Source organism: Bacillus sp. BD48 (assembly GCF_046566805.1).
GTDB lineage: Bacteria > Bacillota > Bacilli > Bacillales > Bacillaceae > Bacillus > Bacillus safensis.
The window spans coordinates 74,798-95,420 of sequence record NZ_JANGFM010000004.1; the positions used below are offsets into that span (position 1 = coordinate 74,798).

General features: G+C 43.1%; 19 protein-coding genes. 13 read left to right on the top strand and 6 right to left on the bottom strand.

What is annotated here, in order from left to right:
- Window positions 1-178 precede the first annotated feature (178 nt).
- Both ACLGGR_RS12905 and ACLGGR_RS12910 read left to right on the top strand, forming a co-directional pair.
- Complete coding sequence (locus tag ACLGGR_RS12905) at window positions 179-2,845, top strand: S8 family peptidase (protein ID WP_410973207.1); 2,667 nt, start codon at window positions 179-181, stop codon at window positions 2,843-2,845.
- A gap of 108 nt (window positions 2,846-2,953) precedes the next feature.
- Window positions 2,954-3,436 (top strand): Ig-like domain-containing protein, encoded by a 483-nt coding sequence (locus tag ACLGGR_RS12910; protein ID WP_251216794.1) that lies wholly within the window; start codon window positions 2,954-2,956, stop codon window positions 3,434-3,436.
- A 170-nt stretch (window positions 3,437-3,606) separates the two neighbouring features.
- Here the strand turns inward: ACLGGR_RS12910 and mmuP are convergent, their stop codons facing one another.
- Entirely contained in the window at window positions 3,607-5,010 is a 1,404-nt protein-coding gene (gene mmuP, locus ACLGGR_RS12915; protein ID WP_142946533.1) for an S-methylmethionine permease, read from the bottom strand.
- Window positions 5,011-5,056: 46 nt separating this feature from the next.
- Window positions 5,057-5,995, bottom strand: coding sequence for a homocysteine S-methyltransferase (gene mmuM / locus ACLGGR_RS12920; RefSeq protein ID WP_251216796.1), 939 nt, complete (start codon window positions 5,993-5,995; stop codon window positions 5,057-5,059).
- Window positions 5,996-6,331: 336 nt separating this feature from the next.
- Here mmuM and ACLGGR_RS12925 point away from each other — a divergent pair, with 336 nt between their 5' ends.
- The 4 genes from ACLGGR_RS12925 (at window position 6,332) to ACLGGR_RS12940 (ending at window position 8,325) form a co-directional block, all read left to right on the top strand.
- Complete coding sequence (locus ACLGGR_RS12925) at window positions 6,332-7,162, top strand: YitT family protein (RefSeq protein WP_034283328.1); 831 nt, start codon at window positions 6,332-6,334, stop codon at window positions 7,160-7,162.
- Window positions 7,163-7,260: 98 nt separating this feature from the next.
- Window positions 7,261-7,578, top strand: a complete 318-nt coding sequence (locus ACLGGR_RS12930; protein ID WP_024424392.1) for a PadR family transcriptional regulator — start codon at window positions 7,261-7,263, stop codon at window positions 7,576-7,578.
- Window positions 7,571-8,158 carry a DUF1700 domain-containing protein gene (locus ACLGGR_RS12935; protein WP_251216797.1) on the top strand — a complete coding sequence of 196 codons (588 nt, stop codon included), beginning with the start codon at window positions 7,571-7,573 and terminating at the stop codon, window positions 8,156-8,158. The genes ACLGGR_RS12930 and ACLGGR_RS12935 overlap by 8 nt, the downstream gene beginning before the upstream one ends.
- On the top strand, window positions 8,155-8,325 hold the full coding sequence (locus ACLGGR_RS12940) for a hypothetical protein (RefSeq protein WP_196774883.1): 171 nt from the start codon (window positions 8,155-8,157) through the stop codon (window positions 8,323-8,325). The genes ACLGGR_RS12935 and ACLGGR_RS12940 overlap by 4 nt, the downstream gene beginning before the upstream one ends.
- 210 nt (window positions 8,326-8,535) lie before the next feature.
- On the opposite strand, the gene ACLGGR_RS12945 is transcribed toward ACLGGR_RS12940, so the two are convergent.
- A complete protein-coding gene (locus ACLGGR_RS12945) occupies window positions 8,536-9,753 on the bottom strand; it encodes a multidrug effflux MFS transporter (RefSeq protein ID WP_251216798.1) in 1,218 nt (405 codons plus the stop codon).
- A 214-nt stretch (window positions 9,754-9,967) separates the two neighbouring features.
- On the opposite strand from ACLGGR_RS12945, the gene ACLGGR_RS12950 reads away from it, so the two are divergent.
- Window positions 9,968-10,516: a GNAT family N-acetyltransferase gene (locus tag ACLGGR_RS12950; protein WP_142946529.1), complete on the top strand. Its 549-nt coding sequence runs from the start codon at window positions 9,968-9,970 to the stop codon at window positions 10,514-10,516.
- Window positions 10,517-10,563: 47 nt separating this feature from the next.
- Here the strand turns inward: ACLGGR_RS12950 and ACLGGR_RS12955 are convergent, their stop codons facing one another.
- Window positions 10,564-10,767, bottom strand: coding sequence for a hypothetical protein (locus ACLGGR_RS12955; RefSeq protein ID WP_142946528.1), 204 nt, complete (start codon window positions 10,765-10,767; stop codon window positions 10,564-10,566).
- Between the two features lie 111 nt (window positions 10,768-10,878).
- On the opposite strand from ACLGGR_RS12955, the gene ACLGGR_RS12960 reads away from it, so the two are divergent.
- Window positions 10,879-11,418 (top strand): DUF402 domain-containing protein, encoded by a 540-nt coding sequence (locus ACLGGR_RS12960; protein WP_410973208.1) that lies wholly within the window; start codon window positions 10,879-10,881, stop codon window positions 11,416-11,418.
- A 41-nt stretch (window positions 11,419-11,459) separates the two neighbouring features.
- Here ACLGGR_RS12960 and ACLGGR_RS12965 read toward each other — a convergent pair whose 3' ends face one another.
- Window positions 11,460-13,073: a S8 family peptidase gene (locus tag ACLGGR_RS12965; protein WP_323650085.1), complete on the bottom strand. Its 1,614-nt coding sequence runs from the start codon at window positions 13,071-13,073 to the stop codon at window positions 11,460-11,462.
- Window positions 13,074-13,260: 187 nt separating this feature from the next.
- On the opposite strand from ACLGGR_RS12965, the gene ACLGGR_RS12970 reads away from it, so the two are divergent.
- The 3 genes from ACLGGR_RS12970 (at window position 13,261) to ACLGGR_RS12980 (ending at window position 16,479) form a co-directional block, all read left to right on the top strand.
- Window positions 13,261-14,742 carry an amidase gene (locus ACLGGR_RS12970; protein ID WP_410973209.1) on the top strand — a complete coding sequence of 494 codons (1,482 nt, stop codon included), beginning with the start codon at window positions 13,261-13,263 and terminating at the stop codon, window positions 14,740-14,742.
- Between the two features lie 37 nt (window positions 14,743-14,779).
- The gene (locus tag ACLGGR_RS12975) at window positions 14,780-15,352 is read left to right on the top strand and encodes a TetR/AcrR family transcriptional regulator (RefSeq protein WP_410973210.1); all 573 of its coding nucleotides are present in this window, start codon (window positions 14,780-14,782) and stop codon (window positions 15,350-15,352) included.
- 104 nt (window positions 15,353-15,456) lie between these two features.
- Window positions 15,457-16,479: a quercetin 2,3-dioxygenase gene (locus tag ACLGGR_RS12980; RefSeq protein ID WP_410973211.1), complete on the top strand. Its 1,023-nt coding sequence runs from the start codon at window positions 15,457-15,459 to the stop codon at window positions 16,477-16,479.
- Between the two features lie 407 nt (window positions 16,480-16,886).
- Here ACLGGR_RS12980 and ACLGGR_RS12985 read toward each other — a convergent pair whose 3' ends face one another.
- Window positions 16,887-17,324, bottom strand: a complete 438-nt coding sequence (locus ACLGGR_RS12985) for a MarR family winged helix-turn-helix transcriptional regulator (RefSeq protein ID WP_012008812.1) — start codon at window positions 17,322-17,324, stop codon at window positions 16,887-16,889.
- 263 nt (window positions 17,325-17,587) lie between these two features.
- On the opposite strand from ACLGGR_RS12985, the gene ACLGGR_RS12990 reads away from it, so the two are divergent.
- Window positions 17,588-19,096: a class I adenylate-forming enzyme family protein gene (locus ACLGGR_RS12990; protein ID WP_410973212.1), complete on the top strand. Its 1,509-nt coding sequence runs from the start codon at window positions 17,588-17,590 to the stop codon at window positions 19,094-19,096.
- Between the two features lie 66 nt (window positions 19,097-19,162).
- Window positions 19,163-20,545 (top strand): amino acid permease, encoded by a 1,383-nt coding sequence (locus ACLGGR_RS12995; protein ID WP_073203643.1) that lies wholly within the window; start codon window positions 19,163-19,165, stop codon window positions 20,543-20,545.
- Window positions 20,546-20,623: the final 78 nt, after the last annotated feature.

Genomic DNA, 20,623 nt, shown 5'->3' on the forward strand with positions numbered 1-20,623 from the left:
GTTAAATAGCATCATTTTCCGTTTGAAATGGCAAAAAGTTTATGAAGCTATCCGTCTTGCTGACTGATTATCTCAAATCCTAGCTTAAAACGAGTTTAATTATGTAATAAACAGATTCTACTAAATGTCTTTCTGTGATATTCTTCCAAGGTATCATAAAAGATAAGGGGGTCTTTTCATGTTCAAAAAGCAGGTCAAATCCTGTGTGGTCGTACTCATGGCCATGATTCTATGTATGGCGGCATTACCTGGATACGAGGCAGCAGCTGCCAGTAATGGAACGAGTGTCAATGAAGCCATTGGGTTAAAAAATGGTGAAGTCATCTCTGATACATTACAGAATGAAAAGGAAGAGTCGTGGTACCAAATCACGCCATCTGCACAAGAGGTGGCAAAACATACACACATGCAAATTTCTGTAAAAAGTAAACAAATGCTGTCCGTATCGGTCTATCCAAGTAAGGACAGAGCGATGAAGGATGACACATATTCAAGATACCGGGTGGACACAGCAAGCGGAGAGACAGAGATTAACTTCCCGCATGCATGGTCAGGTCCCTATTATGTCAAAGTGCTCTATTTAGGGTCTGAGGAAGACAGCCGTGATGAGGAAGAGGATGCGGCATATACAATCGGATATAAAGGAGCTAACCTCCCGCCTTCTGAACCCGTTTTCCCTGAAGACGATGAGCCTGAAATCATCATTATAGAGAAAAAGTACGGGCGTGAAATTCTCCAATCGATTCGTACAATCGAAGATAAACGATTCAATGAAACAGCAGAGGGCCAGAAGCTGACGCGTCTGCTCCAAAAGACAAAGCCGTTTCTCAAATCGAAGCTCATCAAACATCAAAAAGAGCAGCAAAAGGTATACAACCATCTGCTCACATTAAAAACACTGCTAAGTGACGTAGAGAAAAATGGTGCATTTAGTGGTCATATCGTAACAGAAAAAGAACAACAGGCGATCCTGTCCCTTTTTGATATGCTCAAAGAAGCAAGTCCGGCTTATTTAAAAAAGGAATTAGAAGCCGTCAGTCAAAAAATTGGCATCGATCAGCTTGAAGGAAAATCAGCTGGTTATGTATTAGAGAAACAAAAGCTAGTAAAAGAAGAGAAGGTTAAAACGAATAAGATCATTTTTAAATTAAAGGATGGCCAAACACTTCAATCTGCGAAAAAGAAGATGAAAAGCTACGGCATCCAAGAAAACCGTGTGACATCACAGTCAGTCAGTCCTTTATTCAAAGGAATGTATGTCTATGATGTGCCAGCAGGGCAAGAATCAGCTGGAAAGACACTAAAAGCAGGCAAAGCGGTCATCAAAAGCACGGCAAGAAAGCTTTCCAGTATGCCGAATGTTGAATTTGCAGAGCCTGTTCAAACCTATCGCGCGCTAAGCAACGACGCGCAGTATGGTTATCAGTGGCCGCTGAAAAACAGTGCGCAAAACAGCGGGAAAAAAGGCGCTGACGTCAAATTTGAACAAATGAATACACTGATTGGCACAAGCAAAATGAAGCAAACATTAATTGCTGTTGTGGATACAGGTGTAGACAGCCGTTTGACGGATTTAAGCGGGACTGTTCGTACAGACTTAGGTGCGAATCTCATTGGACGAAACAAAGATGCGATTGATGATAATGGACACGGTACGCATGTGGCAGGCATCATTGCCGCAAAATCCGATAATCATTACTCAATGGCAGGCCTTAACCAACATACGGGCATCATTCCAGTGAAGGTACTGGATGCCTATGGCTTTGGCGATACAGAGCATATTGCACTTGGAATCAAGCATGCAGTGGACAAAGGCGCAAAGGTCATCAACATGAGCCTTGGCGGCTACTACAGCAGGGTGATTGAATATGCAATGAATTACGCTGCACAAAGAAATGTACTAGTGGTCGTGGCGAGTGGCAATGATGGCGTACCAGAAATGGGCTACCCTGCGACATCAAAATACGCAATGGCGATTGGCGCAAGCAACCGTATGGATATTGCCGCTGAGTTCTCAAGCTATGGCAAAGGACTGAGCATGTCAGCACCGGGTTCTGATATTCCGAGCTTAATGCCTGATGGGAATGTCTCATACCTGAGCGGGACATCAATGGCGACACCATATGTGGCAGCAGCAGCAGGGTTACTGCTTTCTAAAAATCCATCCTTGAAGCCAAATCAAGTGAGAAATCTTTTGCAAAGTACAGCAGATGACATTTCATTTAAATCGATTGATGGAAAAGATGACGTTTTCTATGATGAAAACGAGGAGCCAATTGTGGATCCGAAAATCCCGGGTATCGATTGGATGACAGGACATGGGAGACTGAATGCATTTGCTGCATTAAGTGCTGTCGAATTGAATGCATCTGTAAGCAAAGTGGAGGATCAGCATCAAAAGGTGACAGGTAAAGCAAAAGCCGGCGCTGCTGTTTCTGTGTATAGAGGCAAAACCCTGCTTGGAAAAGGCACAGCAGGCAAAAAGGGAACCTTTAGTGTGAAGATGAAGCATCAGAACAAAAACAAAGTCCTTCACATTAAGATTTCAAAGGGAAAGGCCGCAACGACGCTCAAAACAGTCGTGAAAAAAGGCAAAGCACCAGCTAAGCCGAAAGTGGGCAAAGTAACGGTCAAAAGTAAAACGGTTAAAGGGACTGCGGGTGCAGGCTTGACCATTAAAGTGAAAAACAAATCAAAGAAAGTCATCAAAACGGTAAAAACAAATAACAAGGGCGCATTTACTGCCCAAATCAAACCGCAAAAAGCCAAAACAGTCTTGTATGTGACCGCTTCAGATGTGAGAAAAAGAGAAAGCAAAGCAGTAAAAGTGGTTGTGAAAAAATAAAAGAAGGACTTCCCTTTCTAAAAAAAGGGAGGTTTTTTTGTTTTTAACTGGAAAAATACCAATTAATGTCGATAGTAATATAGTAGGAAAAAAAAGGAGGATTTATCGATGAAAAAAATCATGTTTGCTTTCTTTCTATCATTGCTTCTCGTATTCCCAAGCTTTGCACATGCTGAAGAAACAGGTGCAGTGCCAGCATCCGTTCAAGTAACAAGTGTCACAGCAGCCGATAGTGGAATAGTGAATTACGGCTATGGCAGTAAATATCGCGTGGGTTCTTATTATCCAGCTACGTTTAAAGGAACACTAAAAGATACAAGTGGAAACCTCATGCCTAATCAGCCGATCCAGCTTTATTTTGAAGCAGCAATCAAATCATATGCTCAAACAGCGACAGGCACAACAGATGAGAACGGACAGTTTTCACTGACGTTTCAAGTTCCAGCAGGTGCAGGCTACCAATCATACAATAATGCAGGCTGGTCAACACATTACTACGATATCGTTCCAGTGACGTTCACGTCAAACGACATCAAACTATCTTCAAATGTCACAAGTGTGTACCATTTGGCGTATACATCACGTTACTAATTTTATAGAAAAAAAGGATGTCATCGAGTGACATCCTTTTCTTTTTGTTAGCAAACCTGCTGGGCGGCAACCGAAAGAGTCGATAAACAAACACTCATCAGCCGTTATTCCCAGATTCAATCGAGCGTTTAACTTTTCATCTTGAGCTTTGATAGAAAAAAACCTGATGTTTATACACCAGGTTTTTCTCGTTTTTTCTGAACCCAAGCTGTCACGTAATAGGCAGCATAGCAGAGCGCAATGAAAGGAATGCCGCAGATGAGGGCAATCCGCTGATTTGGATCAAAGGCAATGCCGATGACAGATGCAAGACATAGGAGGAAGGCTGCAATCGGAACTACTGGATAGAGCGGTGTTCGAAAGGATAAATCATGAAGCTGTCCGCCTTCCTGTAAAAATCTTTTCCGAAACATAAACTGTGAGGCAGCAATCCCCATCCATACGACCACAACGGCCAGTCCAGAGATTGAAACAAGGACAAGGTATACCGTTTCTGGTGCGATTACACTCGATAGCAAAGAAAGAATACCACCGATCATACTTAAAATGAGTGCATTCAAAGGAATTCCTTTTGACGTCAGTTTCGCCAGTTTTTTAGGAAGTGTCCGTTCCTCAGAAAGCGACCAAAGCATACGAGATGATGCGTATAATCCTGAGTTTGCGGCAGATAAGATCGCGGTCAGGATGACAAAATTCATGAAATCTGCCGCATAAGGAATTCCGATACGATCAAATACCACGACAAATGGGCTTTTGATCACCCCGGCTTCTTCTACTGGAATCAAGCCAGCCAAAACAACGATCGTTCCAACGAAAAACAGGACGAGACGCAGGACGGTTGTGCGAATTGCTCTTGGAATGGTCTCGTCAGGATTGACGCTTTCACCCGCAGCAATCCCAATCAACTCCGTACCTGAAAAAGCAAAATTGACCGCAAGCATCGTCATTAAAATCGGTAAAAAGCCGTTTGGAAAAAGTCCGCCTTCCCCAGTGAAATTAGAAAAGAACGGAGCGGCCTCACCGCCCTTTAATGGGATCAAACCAAACATTGCAGCTCCGCCAAGAATAATAAAGAGAATAATAGCCATTACTTTAATACTGGAAAACCAAAACTCTGATTCTGCAAAAAACTTGACTGTAAATGCGTTAAGTAAAAAGATGAGAAGAGCAAAAACACCACTCCACATCCAAACTGAAGTGTCTGGAAACCAGCGCTGCATTAATAGTCCTGCCGCTGTAAATTCCGAACCGAGTGCCACTGTCCACGTCAGCCAGTATAGCCAAGCGACCGTATAGCCTGTACCAGGTCCAATGTATTTTGTTGCATACGTATGAAAAGCCCCTGTGACCGGCATTGCGACAGACAGCTCACCTAAACAAAGCATCACGAGGTACACAATTAATGCCCCGACAAGATAGGCAAGAATGGTTCCCGCAGGTCCGGCCTGATTGATGGTATACCCAGAGCTTAAAAAGAGCCCTGTTCCAATGACGCCGCCTAGAGAAAGCATGAACAGGTGCCGGCTTGTCATTTTTCGTTGATATTGTTGTGACTGATCTTTTGCTTGTTCCATGTCTTCCCGCCCTTTTGCTTAGAAGTATGTGTGATGATTCATGATGCTATGATGTGGTTCGTTTTAAGATGTCATTGATATCTTCTGGAGTCGTCCGGCAGCAGCCGCCGATGATATGCGCGCCGTCTTTGTACCATTGATACGCACATTCGCCAAAAGTAAGGTGTGACGTATCTCCACTCCATACCTTTTCTTCAGGGTCATATACTTCACCTGAATTTGGATACACCACAATCGGTTTGCTCGTTCCTTTTTTCATCTCTTGAATAAGAGAAGTGATAAATTGCGGCGGCGTACAGTTCACGCCGACAGCAGCGATTTGTTCATAAGGATCAAGTGCCTGTACACATTCTCGTATGAAATCACCTTCACTAATGTGCAGGCCATCCTTTGCGCTGAATGTGATCCAAGCAGATACCCCGCTGAATTCATCGTGCAGCAGCTTTGCGATGGCTGTTGCTTCAATCAGACAAGGAATCGTTTCACATGCAAGAATATCTGCACCCGCTTCTACTAATGCCTGAATTCTTGGTCTGTGGAAATCAATGAGCGCCTGCTCAGAAAGTCCGTAATTTCCCTTATATTCTGAACCATCAGACAAATAAGCGCCGTATGGCCCCACAGATCCAGCGACAAATGGTTTTGTCCGTCCTTCACGACCCGCTTCATCCTGCCAAAAAAGATCGCGTGCCTCTTTCGCTAAAGTGACAGAGCGTTTCATGAGTTCAATCGCTTCTTCTTTTGTATAGCCTTTTTCAGCAAAGCCTTCAATCGTTGTTTGATAGCTGGCGGTTGTTGCGCAGTCAGCACCTGCTTGGAAGTAGTCCAAGTGTACTTGCTGAATCAATTGTGGCTGTTCAATAAGTATTTTGGCTGACCATAAACGATCGTTTAAGTTACAGCCCTTTCGTTCAAGCTCTGTTGCAAGTGCACCGTCTAAAATCAAAGGTGCGTGAGCCTGTAAACGGCTTTGAATAGGATTCATCGTAATCAGACAGCCTCCTTTTTAGATCGGAAATGATGGATATGATATGAGGCAGTAGTTTAAATGACTAAAGTGTTTTTGTCAAGGAGAGGAAAAAGCATAATAGGGCGGAAAAACCCTGAAAACATGCGGGTTTTGATGCATAAAAATGCAGTCAAAATAATAGACAACCAAGTCATTGACAGCCTCTAAAAAGAGATATATATTATGGAAAGATTGATTTCAGAAAGCTTCATCAAAAGGCGCCGTCTTTTGATTTTTATGTTGTCCAACGACTGTCTTCTTTCGTGCAGAAAGAGGGTTTTTTATATGCTTAAAAAAGGAGGAAAGAAGAAATTGAAAAAATGTGTAAAAGATATAGCGATGATTCTGGTTGGTTCTTTTTTATTTGCCGCAGCAGTGAACATGTTCGTCATTCCGCTTGAATTTGGTGAAGGCGGCGTAACGGGGCTGTCCATCATTTTTTATTATTTGTTTGAGATTGCACCGTGGCTGACGAATCTCGTGTTTAATGCCATCTTGCTGCTTGTCGGCTATAAGTATTTAGACAAGAAGACCACGATTTATACTGTGGTTGCTGTTGCAAGTAACTCCCTATTTTTACACCTGACCACAACATGGGTCGTGAATGTACATGAATTGATCATTGGAGCAATTTTTGCAGGGATTATCATCGGAATTGGGATTGGTCTTGTGCTGAGAGCCGGTGGAACAACGGCGGGTTCTGCCATTCTCGGAAGAATTGCCAACAAGTATTTAGACTGGAACGTGAGCTATGCCATCTTGTTCTTTGATTTGATCGTTGTATTTGCTTCCTACTTTATTATTGGTGCGGAAAAATTAATGTTTACCATTGTGATGCTGTACGTGGCGACAAAGGTGATGGACTTCGTGATAGAAGGGCTTAACACGAAAAAGGCAGTGACGATTATTTCTTCATGCAAAGATGATATTGCGGAAGAAATCAATCACACCTTAGATCGAGGCGTCACAATTTTAAACGGGCGCGGTCATTATTCAAAGGAATCGAAGGAAATTCTTTACGCAGTCATTCAAAAGCAGGAGCTCATGCGCCTCAAGAAAATTATTAAGAAAATTGATCGAGACGCATTTGTTGTTGTCCATGACGTACGCGATGTGTTCGGAGAAGGATTTGTAAATATATAAAAATGAAAAGACCCGAAAAAGGGTCTTTTTTTATTCTCTATACCTCTTGTCACACAATACTATGTAATGTATAGTATGAAGAGTTAGGAGTTGTAAACATGAATGCACAATTAAAAAAAGGGTTACTGGAATTTTGTGTACTGGCGGTATTAAAGAAAGGCGATTCCTATGGTTATCAAATTATTAAAGATATGTCCCATTGTATTGAGATTTCAGAATCGACATTATATCCGATTTTAAAGCGTTTAGAGCAAAACAATTATGTGGAGACCTATTCCCAGGAACATAACAGTCGATTAAGAAAATACTACCGCATGACAGAAAGCGGGCGGGAGCATATGGCGCAGTTTTTAGAGGAATGGGATCAGGTGATGGCGATTTACGACTTTATTTCTGGAGGACAGGGCAATGAATAAAAAAGAATTTTTAAGCAGCTTAAAGAAGCATCTGCATCGTTTAGGCGAAAAAGAAAGTGAACGGTTTATCGAATACTACGATGAGATGATCGAGGATTATCAGGAAGATGGCTACAGTGAACAGGAAGCGGTTCAGCAGGTCGGGCAGCCTGCCATCATCGCCGAAGGGATTATGAGGGAACAAGGAATAAAAACCGTTCAGGTGCCGACGTATGGAGAAAAAGCCACAAGACTCTCCATCCTCATTTTAGGCTTTCCGTTATGGGGCAGTATTCTAGCAACAGTCTTCCTGCTGATTCTTTCTGTATATATGGTGATTTGGTGCATTCCGCTCGTGACAGGTACAGTGACGCTGGTTGGTCTGCTCGGCGGTTTTTGGAGCATCATTGGTTCTCCATTTATCTTTCAGGACGGTTTGCATGTGGTGGTGACGCAGATTGGCGTTGGTATTCTTCTATTAGGTGTCGGATTATTAAGTGGCATAGCCACGGCGTATTTGACAAAGCTATTTGTTCAAATGACTATTCAAACCACTAAGGCATTCATGGGAATGTTTAAAAAGAAGGTCGTGAGAGTATGAACGTGAATGATTTAAAAAAGCAATGCATCAAATGGGGGATCATCTTCACCGTTGCCGGAGGAATTGTCATGGCAATTGGTTTTGGATTATCAGGCTTTGATTTAGATGCATATCACAACAATGACCAGAGCAACGTGTTCCGCACCATCAATTGGAGCAAGCCATAATAAATGAAAAACCCCGCTTATGTGGGTCTCAGCGTGTAGACAAACCCTCGCATTCTTTGTCAGTTCTGCGCTCCGGTGCTCACGAATGTCAAATTCGCTCCGCTCCGATGCTCGTCCTTCCTAGGGCTGCAAAGGTTTTCTATCACGCTGAAAAGAAGACAAAGAGCTAAAATCAAGATCATTTTAGCCCGTCTAAAAACCCGAGCCCGCTTATGCGGGTCTTTTTTTCGCTCGGACCACAAAGAAGAAATAACAGCAAAGTGCGCCTAGATCACAAAGCATAATGATCAGCCCCATTGGAAAGGCTGTTTGGCTTCCGGCTAGTCCGACAAGAGGTGTCATGCAAGCGCCTAGCAGCATTTGCGCCACACCGATAAGGGCGGCCGCACTTCCTGCATGCGCTCCGTGATGCTGCATTGCAAGAGACGGGGCAGAGGTGCCGACAATTCCAACGCTTGAGACAACAAAAAACAGCGGAATCAGAATGCCGTACAATCCTGCATCAATCGAGATCATGAAAAATAAAGTGACTCCCCCTAATGCAGCTGTCAGCAATCCAATGCGAAGAACTTTCTCTTCACCAATTTTCGCAGCGACTCGGGCAAATACTTGTCCAGCCGTGATGATTCCAAGACTATTTACCGCAAAGGCAGCACTAAATCCTTGTGGAGAAAGGTTAAAAATATCCTGAAGCACAAACGGTGAACCAGAAATATAGGCAAACATCGCTGCGAATACAAGACCTTGCGAGAGAGCATATCCAACAAAGAGACGATCGCTCGCTAGAATTTTCATCGCACCTAGGATCTGTTTGAAGCCCCCAGTCTGTCTGCGTTCCGCAGGTAAGCTTTCTTTCAATGAAAACATTGATCTTAGGAGCATTAGCGCTCCGAGGATACCTAGAAGAACAAACACACCCTGCCACGTCGTGAACCGTAACATTTGTCCACCCACGATAGGTGCCGCAGCCGGAGCAACTCCGTTGACTAACATGAGCAGAGCAAAGAATTTCGTCATTTCTGAGCCTTCATAATGATCTCGCACGATGGCCCGTGCAATGACAATGCCTGCTGATCCAGCAAGTCCTTGAATCAATCGAAGAAGAATGAACGTCCAAATCGATGTGACCACTGTACATAAAAGAGATGCTGCAATAAAAATGATCAATCCAATCATGAGTGGCTTTCTTCTGCCGACTGTATCACTGATTGGACCTGCAATCAGCTGTCCAAGCGCAAGTCCAATCAAACAAGCCATGAGACTTAACTGAGACAGCGCCGTGCTTGCTTCAAAGTCACGGGCGATATTAGGTAAAGCAGGTAAATACATATCCATTGCCAGCGGAGCAAGGGCTGTTAAAGATCCGAGCAATGCGGCAAGGAGAAATCGATTTTTTTTCGATTCTTGGGGATAAGATAAAGAACTCATATGATGACAACACTCCTCGTATACTTCCTCAACACAGCATAATGAATCAAGCGTTCCTTTTCAATAAAAAAATTTTCAGAGATGATTCCATGCAAAATGATTGATCTTTCGAATGAGACTCTTTACATTGAATGAGTAGAGAAAAGAGGAAGGCTATCGCATGCAGTGATTGCATGATACGTATATCCACTAATAGAGTGCAGGAGGTGCTGACATGAAGCAGCAAGAGCTGATTATTCGTCAAGCAGTCAAAGAAGATCATGAGGCCATCAGGAACGTGCTGATCAAATCCTATGCACAGTATGCGCCTCAATTTACAGAGGAAGGCTGGCAAGATTATTCTGCGGCGCTTGCAGCAGCTGTAGATAATCCGAACATGGAGCTGATGCTGGTGGCGGAGCTTGACGGCAAGGTTGTGGGGACGCTTCAAATGTTCCGGTCATCAGAGCAAGCATATGACAATCCCGAAATGGGCATTACATCAGCCATCGTCCGGTTTTTAGGAGTAGATCCCGATGTGAGGGGAAAAGGCATTGCAGAGTCATTGCTGCGTAAAAGTATTGAACTGACGCAATCATGGGGCGAAAATGTCCTGTATCTGCATACATCTGATAAAATGCAGGCCGCCATTCGCCTATATGAAAGAATGGGCTTTGAGCGTGCGCTTGATAAAGATTTTGTGAGCCCGAGTGGGACGCATGTCAAGAGCTATCAATATGTGATCAAGAAAGAACAGCCGGCAGGTTCATCACATCACGCGTAATAAAAGGAAGAGCAAGTCCTGCGTGGACAGCTCTTCCTTTTTTCAATTTACGCCCACAGTACCAGCGCCCAATATGATACCCCCCACGAGATTAAACCGAACATGACAAAGAATTTTAACATGCGCTCATAAGGAGACAGCTTTCGTTCTCTCTTCGTTTTCACCAGCTGCCAATAAAGGATATAGCCGCAAATCATGAGGATGATTTGTCCAAGCTGTGTAAAATTTTCAAGAATCGTGATTCCGTTCATTTATTTCACCTCATCATAGGTCTTCCATAAGTAAATGAGGCAATCCTTTATTTCTTCAAAAAAAATCGGTGTATACTGGAAAGAGACCAAATGTTTAGAGGGAGTTGTGACATGTTGTTTTCGCTGCATGCGAATCGTTGGGATAAAGTCATCGAGAGAAAAATCAAATACGATCAGAAAGTTGTGGAACATACTTGTCAGCTGTTAGATGCACAGGGACAGCAGGCTGTGCTGTTTCACAAGATTAAAGACCCGTTTACGATGAGGGCAGGTGATGGTGCTCTGACCATTCCAAAAGGAAGCTATACGACCGCTTATTATTGGAAGGATCGTCCTTACAACATATATTTCTGGAGAGATGAACAAGGGAAGGAACTAGGGTCTTATTTTAATATGGTGGGAGAAACACAGTTCAATGGCCAGCTGGTCATGTTTGAAGACCTCATTATTGATCTTCTCGTTCTTCCAAATGGTGATGTCTTTGTGCTGGATGAAGATGAGTTGCCGGAGAGTTTAGCAGATTTTGAACACGGTACAGTGCGGCGGGCACTAGAGAGCGTGACGGCTTCGTTAGAAAGCATTCTCGATCAAGTGAGGGCAGATGCCGAAGGGAAATATCATCACAGCTTGTTTGAGCCGATGTTGATATAGAAAAAAAACGATTCCTCGCTGAAAGGAATCGTTTTTTTCTGTTAAACCTTAATACGGTTTAATCGTTTTTGTAAATTGGTTTTTGTTTTGGAAGCTTTTAGCTGTTTGACAGCGCTTTGAGCCGCTGCTTTTGTTTTCTTTGTTCGTTTGGCTTCCGCTTTTTTGACCTTTTGTTTAGCGTCTGTCACTTTCTTTTGATAAGCGACTTGTTTTTTGACTTTGTCGAGCCGGTTTTGCAGGCTTGTTTTTTCTTTGCCTTTGTTTAGTTTTTTGATGGCCGTTTGAGCACTTTTAATAGCACCTTGTGTTTTGTTCTTTTCGGCTGTTTTAACCTTTGCACGTGCCGAGCGGATATCAATGGCTGCTTGGACTTTCTTCACCCGTTCTGTGAGTGCTGTTTTTTGCTTGCTTGCAGTGAGCCTGTCAATTCTTGTTTTTGCTTGATTGACATCTGCCTGCTTTTTAGATGTTTCGGCTGTTTTGACGGCACTGGCCGCAGCCTTTAAAAAGGTGGATTGCGGCACATATTGCACGCGGCCATAGCCGAATTGTGGATCCTTCCCTTTTGCGCCAAGATCCACTGTATAGCTGCGCAATAAAGTGCGAAGCTGTGCATTTGTTTTCTTCGGATGAAGCTGCTTTAACAGTGCCAGCATTCCTGTGACATGCGGTGCAGCTTGTGATGTACCCGTTGCATACCAATATTCATTTTTCAAATAGGTACTGATGACGTTCTCACCAGGGGCAGAAAATTCAATCCCTTTCCCTGTATTCGAGATAGACGAAAGTTTGTCTTTGTCAGTCGTTGCAGAAACGGCAATGACGCTATTGTAAGCGGCTGGGTAGCTAATATGATTCTTTTTCCCATCATTTCCGCTTGCAGCAACCACGAGCAGTCCTTTTTTATAGGCTTCATCCACTGCTGAATGCAAGATGGGGATATTGTCTTCAAAGCCTAAACTTAAATTAATAATGTCCATCTTGTTGGTAATCGCCCAATCGATGCCTCGAAGCAGACTATATAGGTCGCCTTCTCCCTTTTTATCTAACACTTTCACAGCATACAGCTTCACACCAGAAGCGACGCCGACTGTTCCATAATCGTTATTAAGCGCACCAATCGTGCCGGCGACATGTGTGCCATGTCCTTCATCATCTTTATAAGAGGATGTGTAGTTCACGAATGATTTACCGCCGGATACCTTTAAATCCTCGTGTGAGAAAATACCAGTATCTAAAACAGCTACTTTTACATTTTTACCAGTGACGCCTTCTTTTATTGCTTGCTTAATATTTAGTTTTTGCAGATTGTAAGATTTTTGTACCAATGCATCCTGATTAGTAGCAGCGGCTGTTTTCTTTACAGTAGAAGCCGCGAGTTTGACCTTTACGTTTTTTGAGACGTAAGCGATGTTTGGGTCTTTTTTGAGTGAGGTGACCGCTTGTTCATCTGCTGTCACAGCGACAGCGGGAAGATGTATGTACTGTGCGTTCACTTTCTCACTTTCCTCAATCGCTGTTTGTTTTCCTTTTTGATTTTTATAGACGATGATGACATCTGTTTCTTTTGGCGGTGCAGCTGCCTGCGAATGGAAGGGCAAAGCAGTTGTCAACGCAAGAAGAAACGCAATGACGATCAGTAATTTCCTTTTCAAGGCGTGGCTCCTCTCATCCGATGACCTCGGTCTTTTTTTCTCTATTATATCGGAGAAAGCAGAAGGATGGGATAGTAGAATTGTCGTCTTGTTCAGAAAGTTATTTTTACAAGTAACCTGAAATTGAAATTCATAGAATTCTAGTAGACAATAGAGACATCATGATAAGAGAAAGAAGGACATGCTGATGAACGCAAAAGAGTATATGACGTATGATGCGGCTGGCTTGGCAGCACTTGTGCGGAATAAGCAGGTAACGCCTGAGGAGCTTATGCAGGCGGCATTTGATAGATTGAATGAGGTCAATCCAGAACTAAACGCTGTGATACGGACGAGACAAGATCAAGTTTTGAAAGACATCAAGGAGTTACATGAGTATCAGCCATTTGCGGGCGTTCCGTTTGTGCTAAAAAATATATCACAAGGGATTAAAAATGAACCGCTGACAGCAGGCGCTTTGCTGTTAAAGGATGTAAAAGCAAATTCTGACTCGCACTTTGTTGATCGATTGAAGCAGGCTGGTTTTCTCATGATTGGACATACAAATACACCGGAGTTTGGTTTAAGGAATGTGACGGAACCTGCGTTACATGGTCCAACGAGAAATCCTTGGAATACGGACTATTCTCCGGGCGGCTCAAGCGGCGGGACAGCAGCAGCTGTTGCAAGCGGCATTGTACCTGCTGGCGGAGCAAGTGATGGCGGTGGTTCCATTCGGATTCCAGCATCCTTTACCGGTTTGTTCGGCCTTAAGCCTACGCGAGGGAGAACGCCAGTAGGCCCAGGCGCAGGAAGGCAGTGGCAAGGGGCTTCCATCGACTTTACACTCACAAAAACAGTACGGGACAGTGCAGCCCTTCTTGATCTTCTTCAAGTCATTCAGCCTGAAGCTGCTTTCCAAACCCCATTATACGATGGCAGTTACCAAGAGGATTTGGTGAAACGTACATCTTCTATGCGAATTGCTTACAGCGTAGAATCTCCAGTTGGCACGAAGGTCAGTGAGGAGGCGAAGCGGGCGGTTCAGCAAACAGTGAAATGGCTGAGTGAGCAAGGCCATCAAGTAGAAGAAGCCAAGCCGGAAATTGATGGGGTTCATCTCATGCAGCAATATTACGTGATGAACAGCGGAGAAATGTCTGCGTTATTCACTTCCTTGGGTCGTTCGTTAGGGCGTCCAGTAAAGCCGGAGGAAACGGACATCGTGGCATGGGTGCTGGCAGAGGCTGGCAAGAATGTGACCGCTGCTGCTTATACAGAAAGTCTTGATGCGTGGGATCGGGCTGCTGCACAAATGGCGTCATTTCATCAAACCTACGATCTCTATGTGACACCAGCTACTGCCTATTCAGCTCCAAAGGTTGGTGAACTTATGCATTCAGATCAGGAAACAGCCGCACTTTTACGTGTGTCATCTCTTTCAATGCAAGCACAGCAGGATCTTATTTATGACATGTTCCTCAAGAGCCTGACCTACACCCCATTTACACAGCTTGCCAACTTAACAGGTCAGCCATCAATGAGTGTTCCTGTTCATCTCACTAGCGCGGGCATGCCTTTAGGGGTACAGGTGACAGCGCCTAAAGGGAAAGAGGACTGGCTGCTCAGGCTTGCGGCGGAAATGGAGACATCTTCGATTTGGAAAGGAACTAGTCAATTAAATCGATAACGCATGATCAGCGACTTTGGTCTATGGAGGGAAAAGAGTGTCACACGTGAGTACGAAGGACAAAATCATTCAAACGGCAGCACTTCTTTTACGTAAACAGGGATACCATGCGACAGGATTGAATCAAATTATCAGAGAGAGCGGCACGCCTAAAGGCTCTCTTTATTATTACTTTCCAAATGGAAAAGAAGAGCTGGCCATTGCATCTGTTAAATACATTAGTCAAAAGGTTATCAATCAAATTGAAGAAGGCTTTGCCTATTCGGATGACCCATATATCGCCATCGATCGTTTTATGACAAAGATCATTCGAGGATTTATGGAGAAAGAAAGTGAAAGAGGGATTCCAATTGTCTTGCTTGCGGCAGAGTCCAAGCCGGAAAACACACAGCTCCATGCTGCATGCAAACAAGAAATGATCCGCTGGCAGGAGCTTGTAAAAGAAAAGCTAATGAACAGTGGGTATGAAGAAAACAAAGCGAATGAGCTGGCTTCTCTCCTACACTCAATGGTGATCGGAGGTCTATCTATGACCACTGCACTCAAACAAACGACCCCTTTAGAACACGTAAAAAGTTACCTTAGACACTTATTTATGCGAGAAGAGTAAAATCTCTCGCATATTGTCTATCTATTATATCAATTGGTCTATATAATATAGATAGTCAATTAGTCAATTAGTCAATTAGTCAATTAGTCATGAGGAGTGATGGGATGTCGGAGCAACCGCAATCGATCAAGCAATCCGAAGGTACCTCTTTTTATACCATGTCTGGTTCCGGAAAGCTGTATGGGCTGGAGAATCAGCTTGTTCATATGCTGGCAGAAGCAAATCAAACGAATCAGCTGTTTGAGCTTGCCTTAATCACAGGTGGGAAAGGAGCTTATTTCCCGCTGCACTGTCATGAACACTTATTTGAAACCATTTTTGTGCTGGAAGGAAAGCTTGAAGTGATGCTGGACGGTAAAAAATATATGGTAACAGCCTTTGATTATATTCATATCCCGCCCAAAACGATTCATGGCTACAGAATGCATAGTCACAAAACAAGGTTTATTTCATATTCGTTGGGCGGACAAATGACAGATGTCTATCAGCAAATTGGGAAGAGGCTTATTCAGAATAAATGGTCTATGACTCATCATGCTTTCAATGCTGCCAGCTTTCAGCAGGCTGAAAAAGAAAGCGATATCATCCTGATGCATGGAATCAGAGAACTGTCCAATACAACGAGGCCCTCCGTTTTATTTCATAGTCAGCTCCCTCACGAGGTACAGCCCTATGTGTTAGAGGCTGGTGAAGGGAAGCAATACATCATTGATGGTCAGATTCATGAGCTGATTGCAACAGCAGAAACAACAGGAGGCGGATTCAGTCATTTTGTGATTGAAGGAGCGAAAGAGAAATATTTCCCGCCGCATTATCATCAAGTTCATACTGAAGCACTCTATTGTGTTGAAGGGAAAATGAACGTTCATTTGAACGGAGAGGATATTTGCTTGATGCCGGGTGACTTTGCCTATATCCCGCCGGATACGATCCACTCTTATGAATTCGTATCTCATACAAATAAAATATTGGTTTTACTGCTTCCGGGAGAAATTGAGCAGGTGTATGAGCAGTTTGAAGAATCTCCAAGCCCAAGTATATGTCCTTATTTTATTCAAGGAGGGAACTTCATGTTCAATCGGGAGACTTCAACTCAATATGACTTGTTTTTTGTCGAAAAAGATTAACTGTGTAACGCGTTACACAACATCATGAGTCTGTCGAAACAATCGACGGGCTTTTTTTGTTTTTTGCCTCCTGCATATAATTTTCTAATTTGATGAATGAACCATTCATTCAAGGGAAGCTATGTAAAGATGACTTGAGCTAAAGGAGGAAATGCATGTGAGGAGCTGTTACTTATCAAGGGAAAAATAGCATTGCAGTGAGGAAGGTAGATGCACCGGCTATTCAAGATCGGGAAGATGTGATTATACGGATTACTTCAACATCAATTTGTGGATCCTAGAGCGATTATCAAACACAAATTGCCATTAGATGAAGCTGCTCATGCGTACCACATCTTCAACGAAAAACAGGATGATTGTGTAAAGGTCGTTTTAAAGCCATAAAAAAATAAGGCTTAGGAGTATTCCTAAGCCTTTAATGTGTGCTCGTCCATCATTTTTTCGATTAATTCAAAAAATGTCTTTTTATCTTCCTCTGAAAGGTGGTTGAATAATTGATTCACAAGCAGCTGGCGATTGTCGATCATTTGTTTAGCGATTTGTTCGCCCGATTCAGAGAGTTCAATCCACACAGTACGGCGGTCATTATTATTTCGAGAGCGGATAATCAGCCCTTCGTCTTCTAAGTGATTGAGAGCGGTTGTTGTTGCAGAGGGAGATAATGAAACTTCCTGTAGAATATTTTTCACAGTACATGATTGATGGCGGTAGATGATACGTAAAATAAACCCTTTGACATTCGTCACGTTTTTCGGAATATTTTCTTCATCTATTTGTTTCGTCGCCTTTAAATACTTCGTCAGTGCATGGTCTAACAAACTTGCCTCTAGCTCGAAATGTTGCATTCTCCATACCTCTTTTCCTATTGCATTCGCATTTTCCGATCAATTACTAGGTCTATCTTATCATAATAATCATCATGATTTAAACCAAAATGGAAGACGGCTATAAAATTACCTATATTATCAATTAATATAAAGAACAATTCCAAAATGAAATGATTTTACTTTCAGCTATTTTTATTTTAGAATGTGAATGAGATAAAATCTACCAACCCAATTCACTGGAAATTTGGCTATTGGAAATCAAACGTTTGGAGATGAAGATATTGAATACTTTACAGGCATTACTAAACGATAGAATGGAACGATCTTCACAAATTGAAGCGGTAACTGGCGGAGGTGTGTCTTATACATTTGAAGAATATGCAAAACGCATCGACCAGCTTGCTCATTACTTACATCAAAAAGGAATTCGAAAAGGTGACCGCGTTTGCTTTATTTGTCAAAACCATCATCACTTTTCAACAATAATGCTGGCAGCCATTAAAGCAGGTGCAGTCGCAGTTCCGCTTAGCTGGCAGCTTACTTCTTTTGAGCTGGAAGGTATTTTGAAAAAAGCAGAGCCAAAGGCTTTATTTTTTGACCGAGAATTCCGTGACATGATTGCTGCGGTGGATGTGTCTTTAGACAACTGCCTCATGGTGGAATCTGGTGTGAATGCGAAAACAACGCAGCTGTTTGAAGACCTATTGGCTTCAAATGATGGCAGTGATCTTGGGGAAAAGGTATCAGAAGAGGATCTAGCGATGATCTTATTTACCTCTGGGACAACGGGTAATCCAAAAGGCTGTATGGTCGGACATGGACGAATCTATCAATTTTTAACAAGACGCGGGAATCGAGGATTTGACTTGAAAGGAAAGCGGTACTTGGCGAGTCACCCTCTGTATCATATGAGTTCAATTAATCACCTGATCGCTGCTGCGATTGAAGGGTATACGCTTGTTTTCTTACATGATGCAACACCGAAGCGTATTTTAGAAACCATTGAAAAAGAAAGAATTACGTTCATGATGGCGTTCCCATCAGCTTATACGTACATGCTGGAAGAAATGAAACGCGGTTCGTATGATCTTTCATCCTTTGAAATTGCGATTTCTGGCGGTACGAAGGTGCCGGTTCGTTTGATTAAGGACTACAAAGAAGCAGGCATTCAGATGATGCATGGCTACGGAAGCACGGAAGCATGGGTTGTCAGTGCGTGGCATCCTGCGATGGGTGAGGATAAAATGGGCTCTGCTGGTAAAGTGGATCCAGATGTAGAAGTGAAAATCGTTCATCCTGAGACTGAGGAAACACTGCCAGCTGGAGAAATTGGCGAAGTCGTCATGAGAAGCCCATTTTATTTCTTAGGCTATTATCATCAGCCTGACGCTACTGCGAAGGTGCTCAAAGATGGCTGGTTCCATATGGGAGATGCAGGCTATCTAGACGAAGACGGTTTTCTATTTATCACAGGCAGATACAAAGATGTCATTTTATACGGCGGAGACAATATCTATCCTGACCAAGTAGAAGAAGTCATTGAGCAAATTCCAGGTGTGATTGAATCAGCTGTCATCGGGGTACCGGACGAATTATATGGTGAAGTGCCAAGTGCATATATCGTAAAAGACGAATCCGCCGATTTCTGCGAAGAAGATGTGGTGAACTATTGTCAGGAACGTTTGGCAGATTACAAAGTGCCATCCATTCATTTCATCAGTGATCTTCCAAAAAACAAGCTTGGTAAAATCATGAAGAAAGATTTACGTGAATTGGTTGTGAATGCTTAGTACCTATTCTGCTATAATGAAATTTGAATGATTTTTTGTTTTTCTAACGTTTTGGAGGGAAAGGGTTTGCGACATATTCTTCGTAAGAAACACGTTCACGATTTGTTGGAACAGAGCAGACAGCAAAAGGTAAAGAAAACGCTGGGCGGGCTCGATCTCACGCTTCTTGGTATAGGGGCAGTGATTGGTACAGGGGTTATGGTGTTAACTGGAATTACAGCGGCTAAGGATGCAGGACCAGCTGTCATTTTCTCCTTTGCGATTGCAGCCATTGTGTGCAGTTTGGCAGCACTTTGTTATGCAGAAATGGCTTCAGCGCTTCCTGTATTCGGCAGTGCATATATTTATTCATATACGACCATGGGCGAGCTTGTAGGCCATTTAATGGGATGGACCTTATTATCCGTCTATATGCTGACTGCTTCAGCTGTAGCCAGTGGCTGGTCGAGCTATTTCAACAGCCTGCTTGAGGGATTTGGAATTTCGATTCCCCATCAATTCTTAGCGGGGCCGGAGCAAGGCGGATATATGAATCTGCCGGCGATTATCATTGCTTTACTGATTGCGTGGATCTTATCTAGAGGAACGAAGGAAAGTAAAAAATTTAATAATATCATGGTGTTTGTGAAACTCGGTATTATTGTTCTTTTCATTGTAGTAGGCGGCTTTTATGTACAGCCAGCCAATTGGCAACCGTTTATGCCGTTTGGTGCAGAAGGCGTCATTGCCGGTGCTGCTGCTGTATTTTTTGCCTTTTTAGGGTTCGATGCAATTTCTGCTTCAGCAGAAGAGGTGAAAAATCCGCAGCGGAACCTGCCAATTGGGATCATAGGTTCATTACTTATTTGTACGATCATTTACATTGTCGTTTGTTTGGTCATGACAGGCATGGTGCACTATACACAGCTGAATGTCACAGAGGCTATGTCCTATGTCCTGCAAAGTGTACATCAAAATAGCGTGGCTGGTATTATTTCTGTTGGTGCCGTCATTGGATTGATGGCTGTGATTTTCGCCAATAATTATGCAGCAACTCGAATTGCCTATGCGATGGGTCGAGACGGACTTTTGCCTAAAGTGTTTTCAAAAACAAACAAAAGCGATACGCCTGTTGCTAGCATATGGATGATTGGCGGAATGACAGCTGTTATTTCAGGCTTTATTGATTTGAAGGATCTGTCCAACTTAGCGAATATCGGTGCGTTATTAACGTTTGCAATGGTCAGTTTATCTGTGCTTATTTTGAGAAAAACACATCAGCAGCTTGAGAGGGGCTTCAGGGTTCCTTTTGTGCCTGTTTTGCCGATTATATCAATGGGCTGCTGCTTGTTCCTAATGCTCAACTTACCAGGTCGGACATGGCTTTATTTTGGGGTTTGGCTGTTAATTGGTGTCGTCATGTACGCAGCGTATTCAAACAAACATAGTGAATTAGCGAAATCTTCATGAGAAAAAGGTGCAAATCCGTTGACGATTTGTGCCTTTTTTCATACGATTTGGGATAAGCTATAAAAGAGATGATGGACG

Bases quoted from the DNA above. Each gene is read 5' to 3' on its own strand.
- ACLGGR_RS12905 (WP_410973207.1), top strand. From the start codon at position 179: ATGTTCAAAAAGCAGGTCAAATCCTGTGTGGTCGTACTCATGGCCATG.
- ACLGGR_RS12910 (WP_251216794.1), top strand. From the start codon at position 2,954: ATGAAAAAAATCATGTTTGCTTTCTTTCTATCATTGCTTCTCGTATTC.
- mmuP (WP_142946533.1), bottom strand. From the start codon at position 5,010: ATGGAACAAGCAAAAGATCAGTCACAACAATATCAACGAAAAATGACA.
- mmuM (WP_251216796.1), bottom strand. From the start codon at position 5,995: ATGAATCCTATTCAAAGCCGTTTACAGGCTCACGCACCTTTGATTTTA.
- ACLGGR_RS12930 (WP_024424392.1), top strand. From the start codon at position 7,261: ATGAATGCACAATTAAAAAAAGGGTTACTGGAATTTTGTGTACTGGCG.
- ACLGGR_RS12935 (WP_251216797.1), top strand. From the start codon at position 7,571: ATGAATAAAAAAGAATTTTTAAGCAGCTTAAAGAAGCATCTGCATCGT.
- ACLGGR_RS12940 (WP_196774883.1), top strand. From the start codon at position 8,155: ATGAACGTGAATGATTTAAAAAAGCAATGCATCAAATGGGGGATCATC.
- ACLGGR_RS12945 (WP_251216798.1), bottom strand. From the start codon at position 9,753: ATGAGTTCTTTATCTTATCCCCAAGAATCGAAAAAAAATCGATTTCTC.
- ACLGGR_RS12950 (WP_142946529.1), top strand. From the start codon at position 9,968: ATGAAGCAGCAAGAGCTGATTATTCGTCAAGCAGTCAAAGAAGATCAT.
- ACLGGR_RS12955 (WP_142946528.1), bottom strand. From the start codon at position 10,767: ATGAACGGAATCACGATTCTTGAAAATTTTACACAGCTTGGACAAATC.
- ACLGGR_RS12960 (WP_410973208.1), top strand. From the start codon at position 10,879: ATGTTGTTTTCGCTGCATGCGAATCGTTGGGATAAAGTCATCGAGAGA.
- ACLGGR_RS12970 (WP_410973209.1), top strand. From the start codon at position 13,261: ATGAACGCAAAAGAGTATATGACGTATGATGCGGCTGGCTTGGCAGCA.
- ACLGGR_RS12980 (WP_410973211.1), top strand. From the start codon at position 15,457: ATGTCGGAGCAACCGCAATCGATCAAGCAATCCGAAGGTACCTCTTTT.
- ACLGGR_RS12985 (WP_012008812.1), bottom strand. From the start codon at position 17,324: ATGCAACATTTCGAGCTAGAGGCAAGTTTGTTAGACCATGCACTGACG.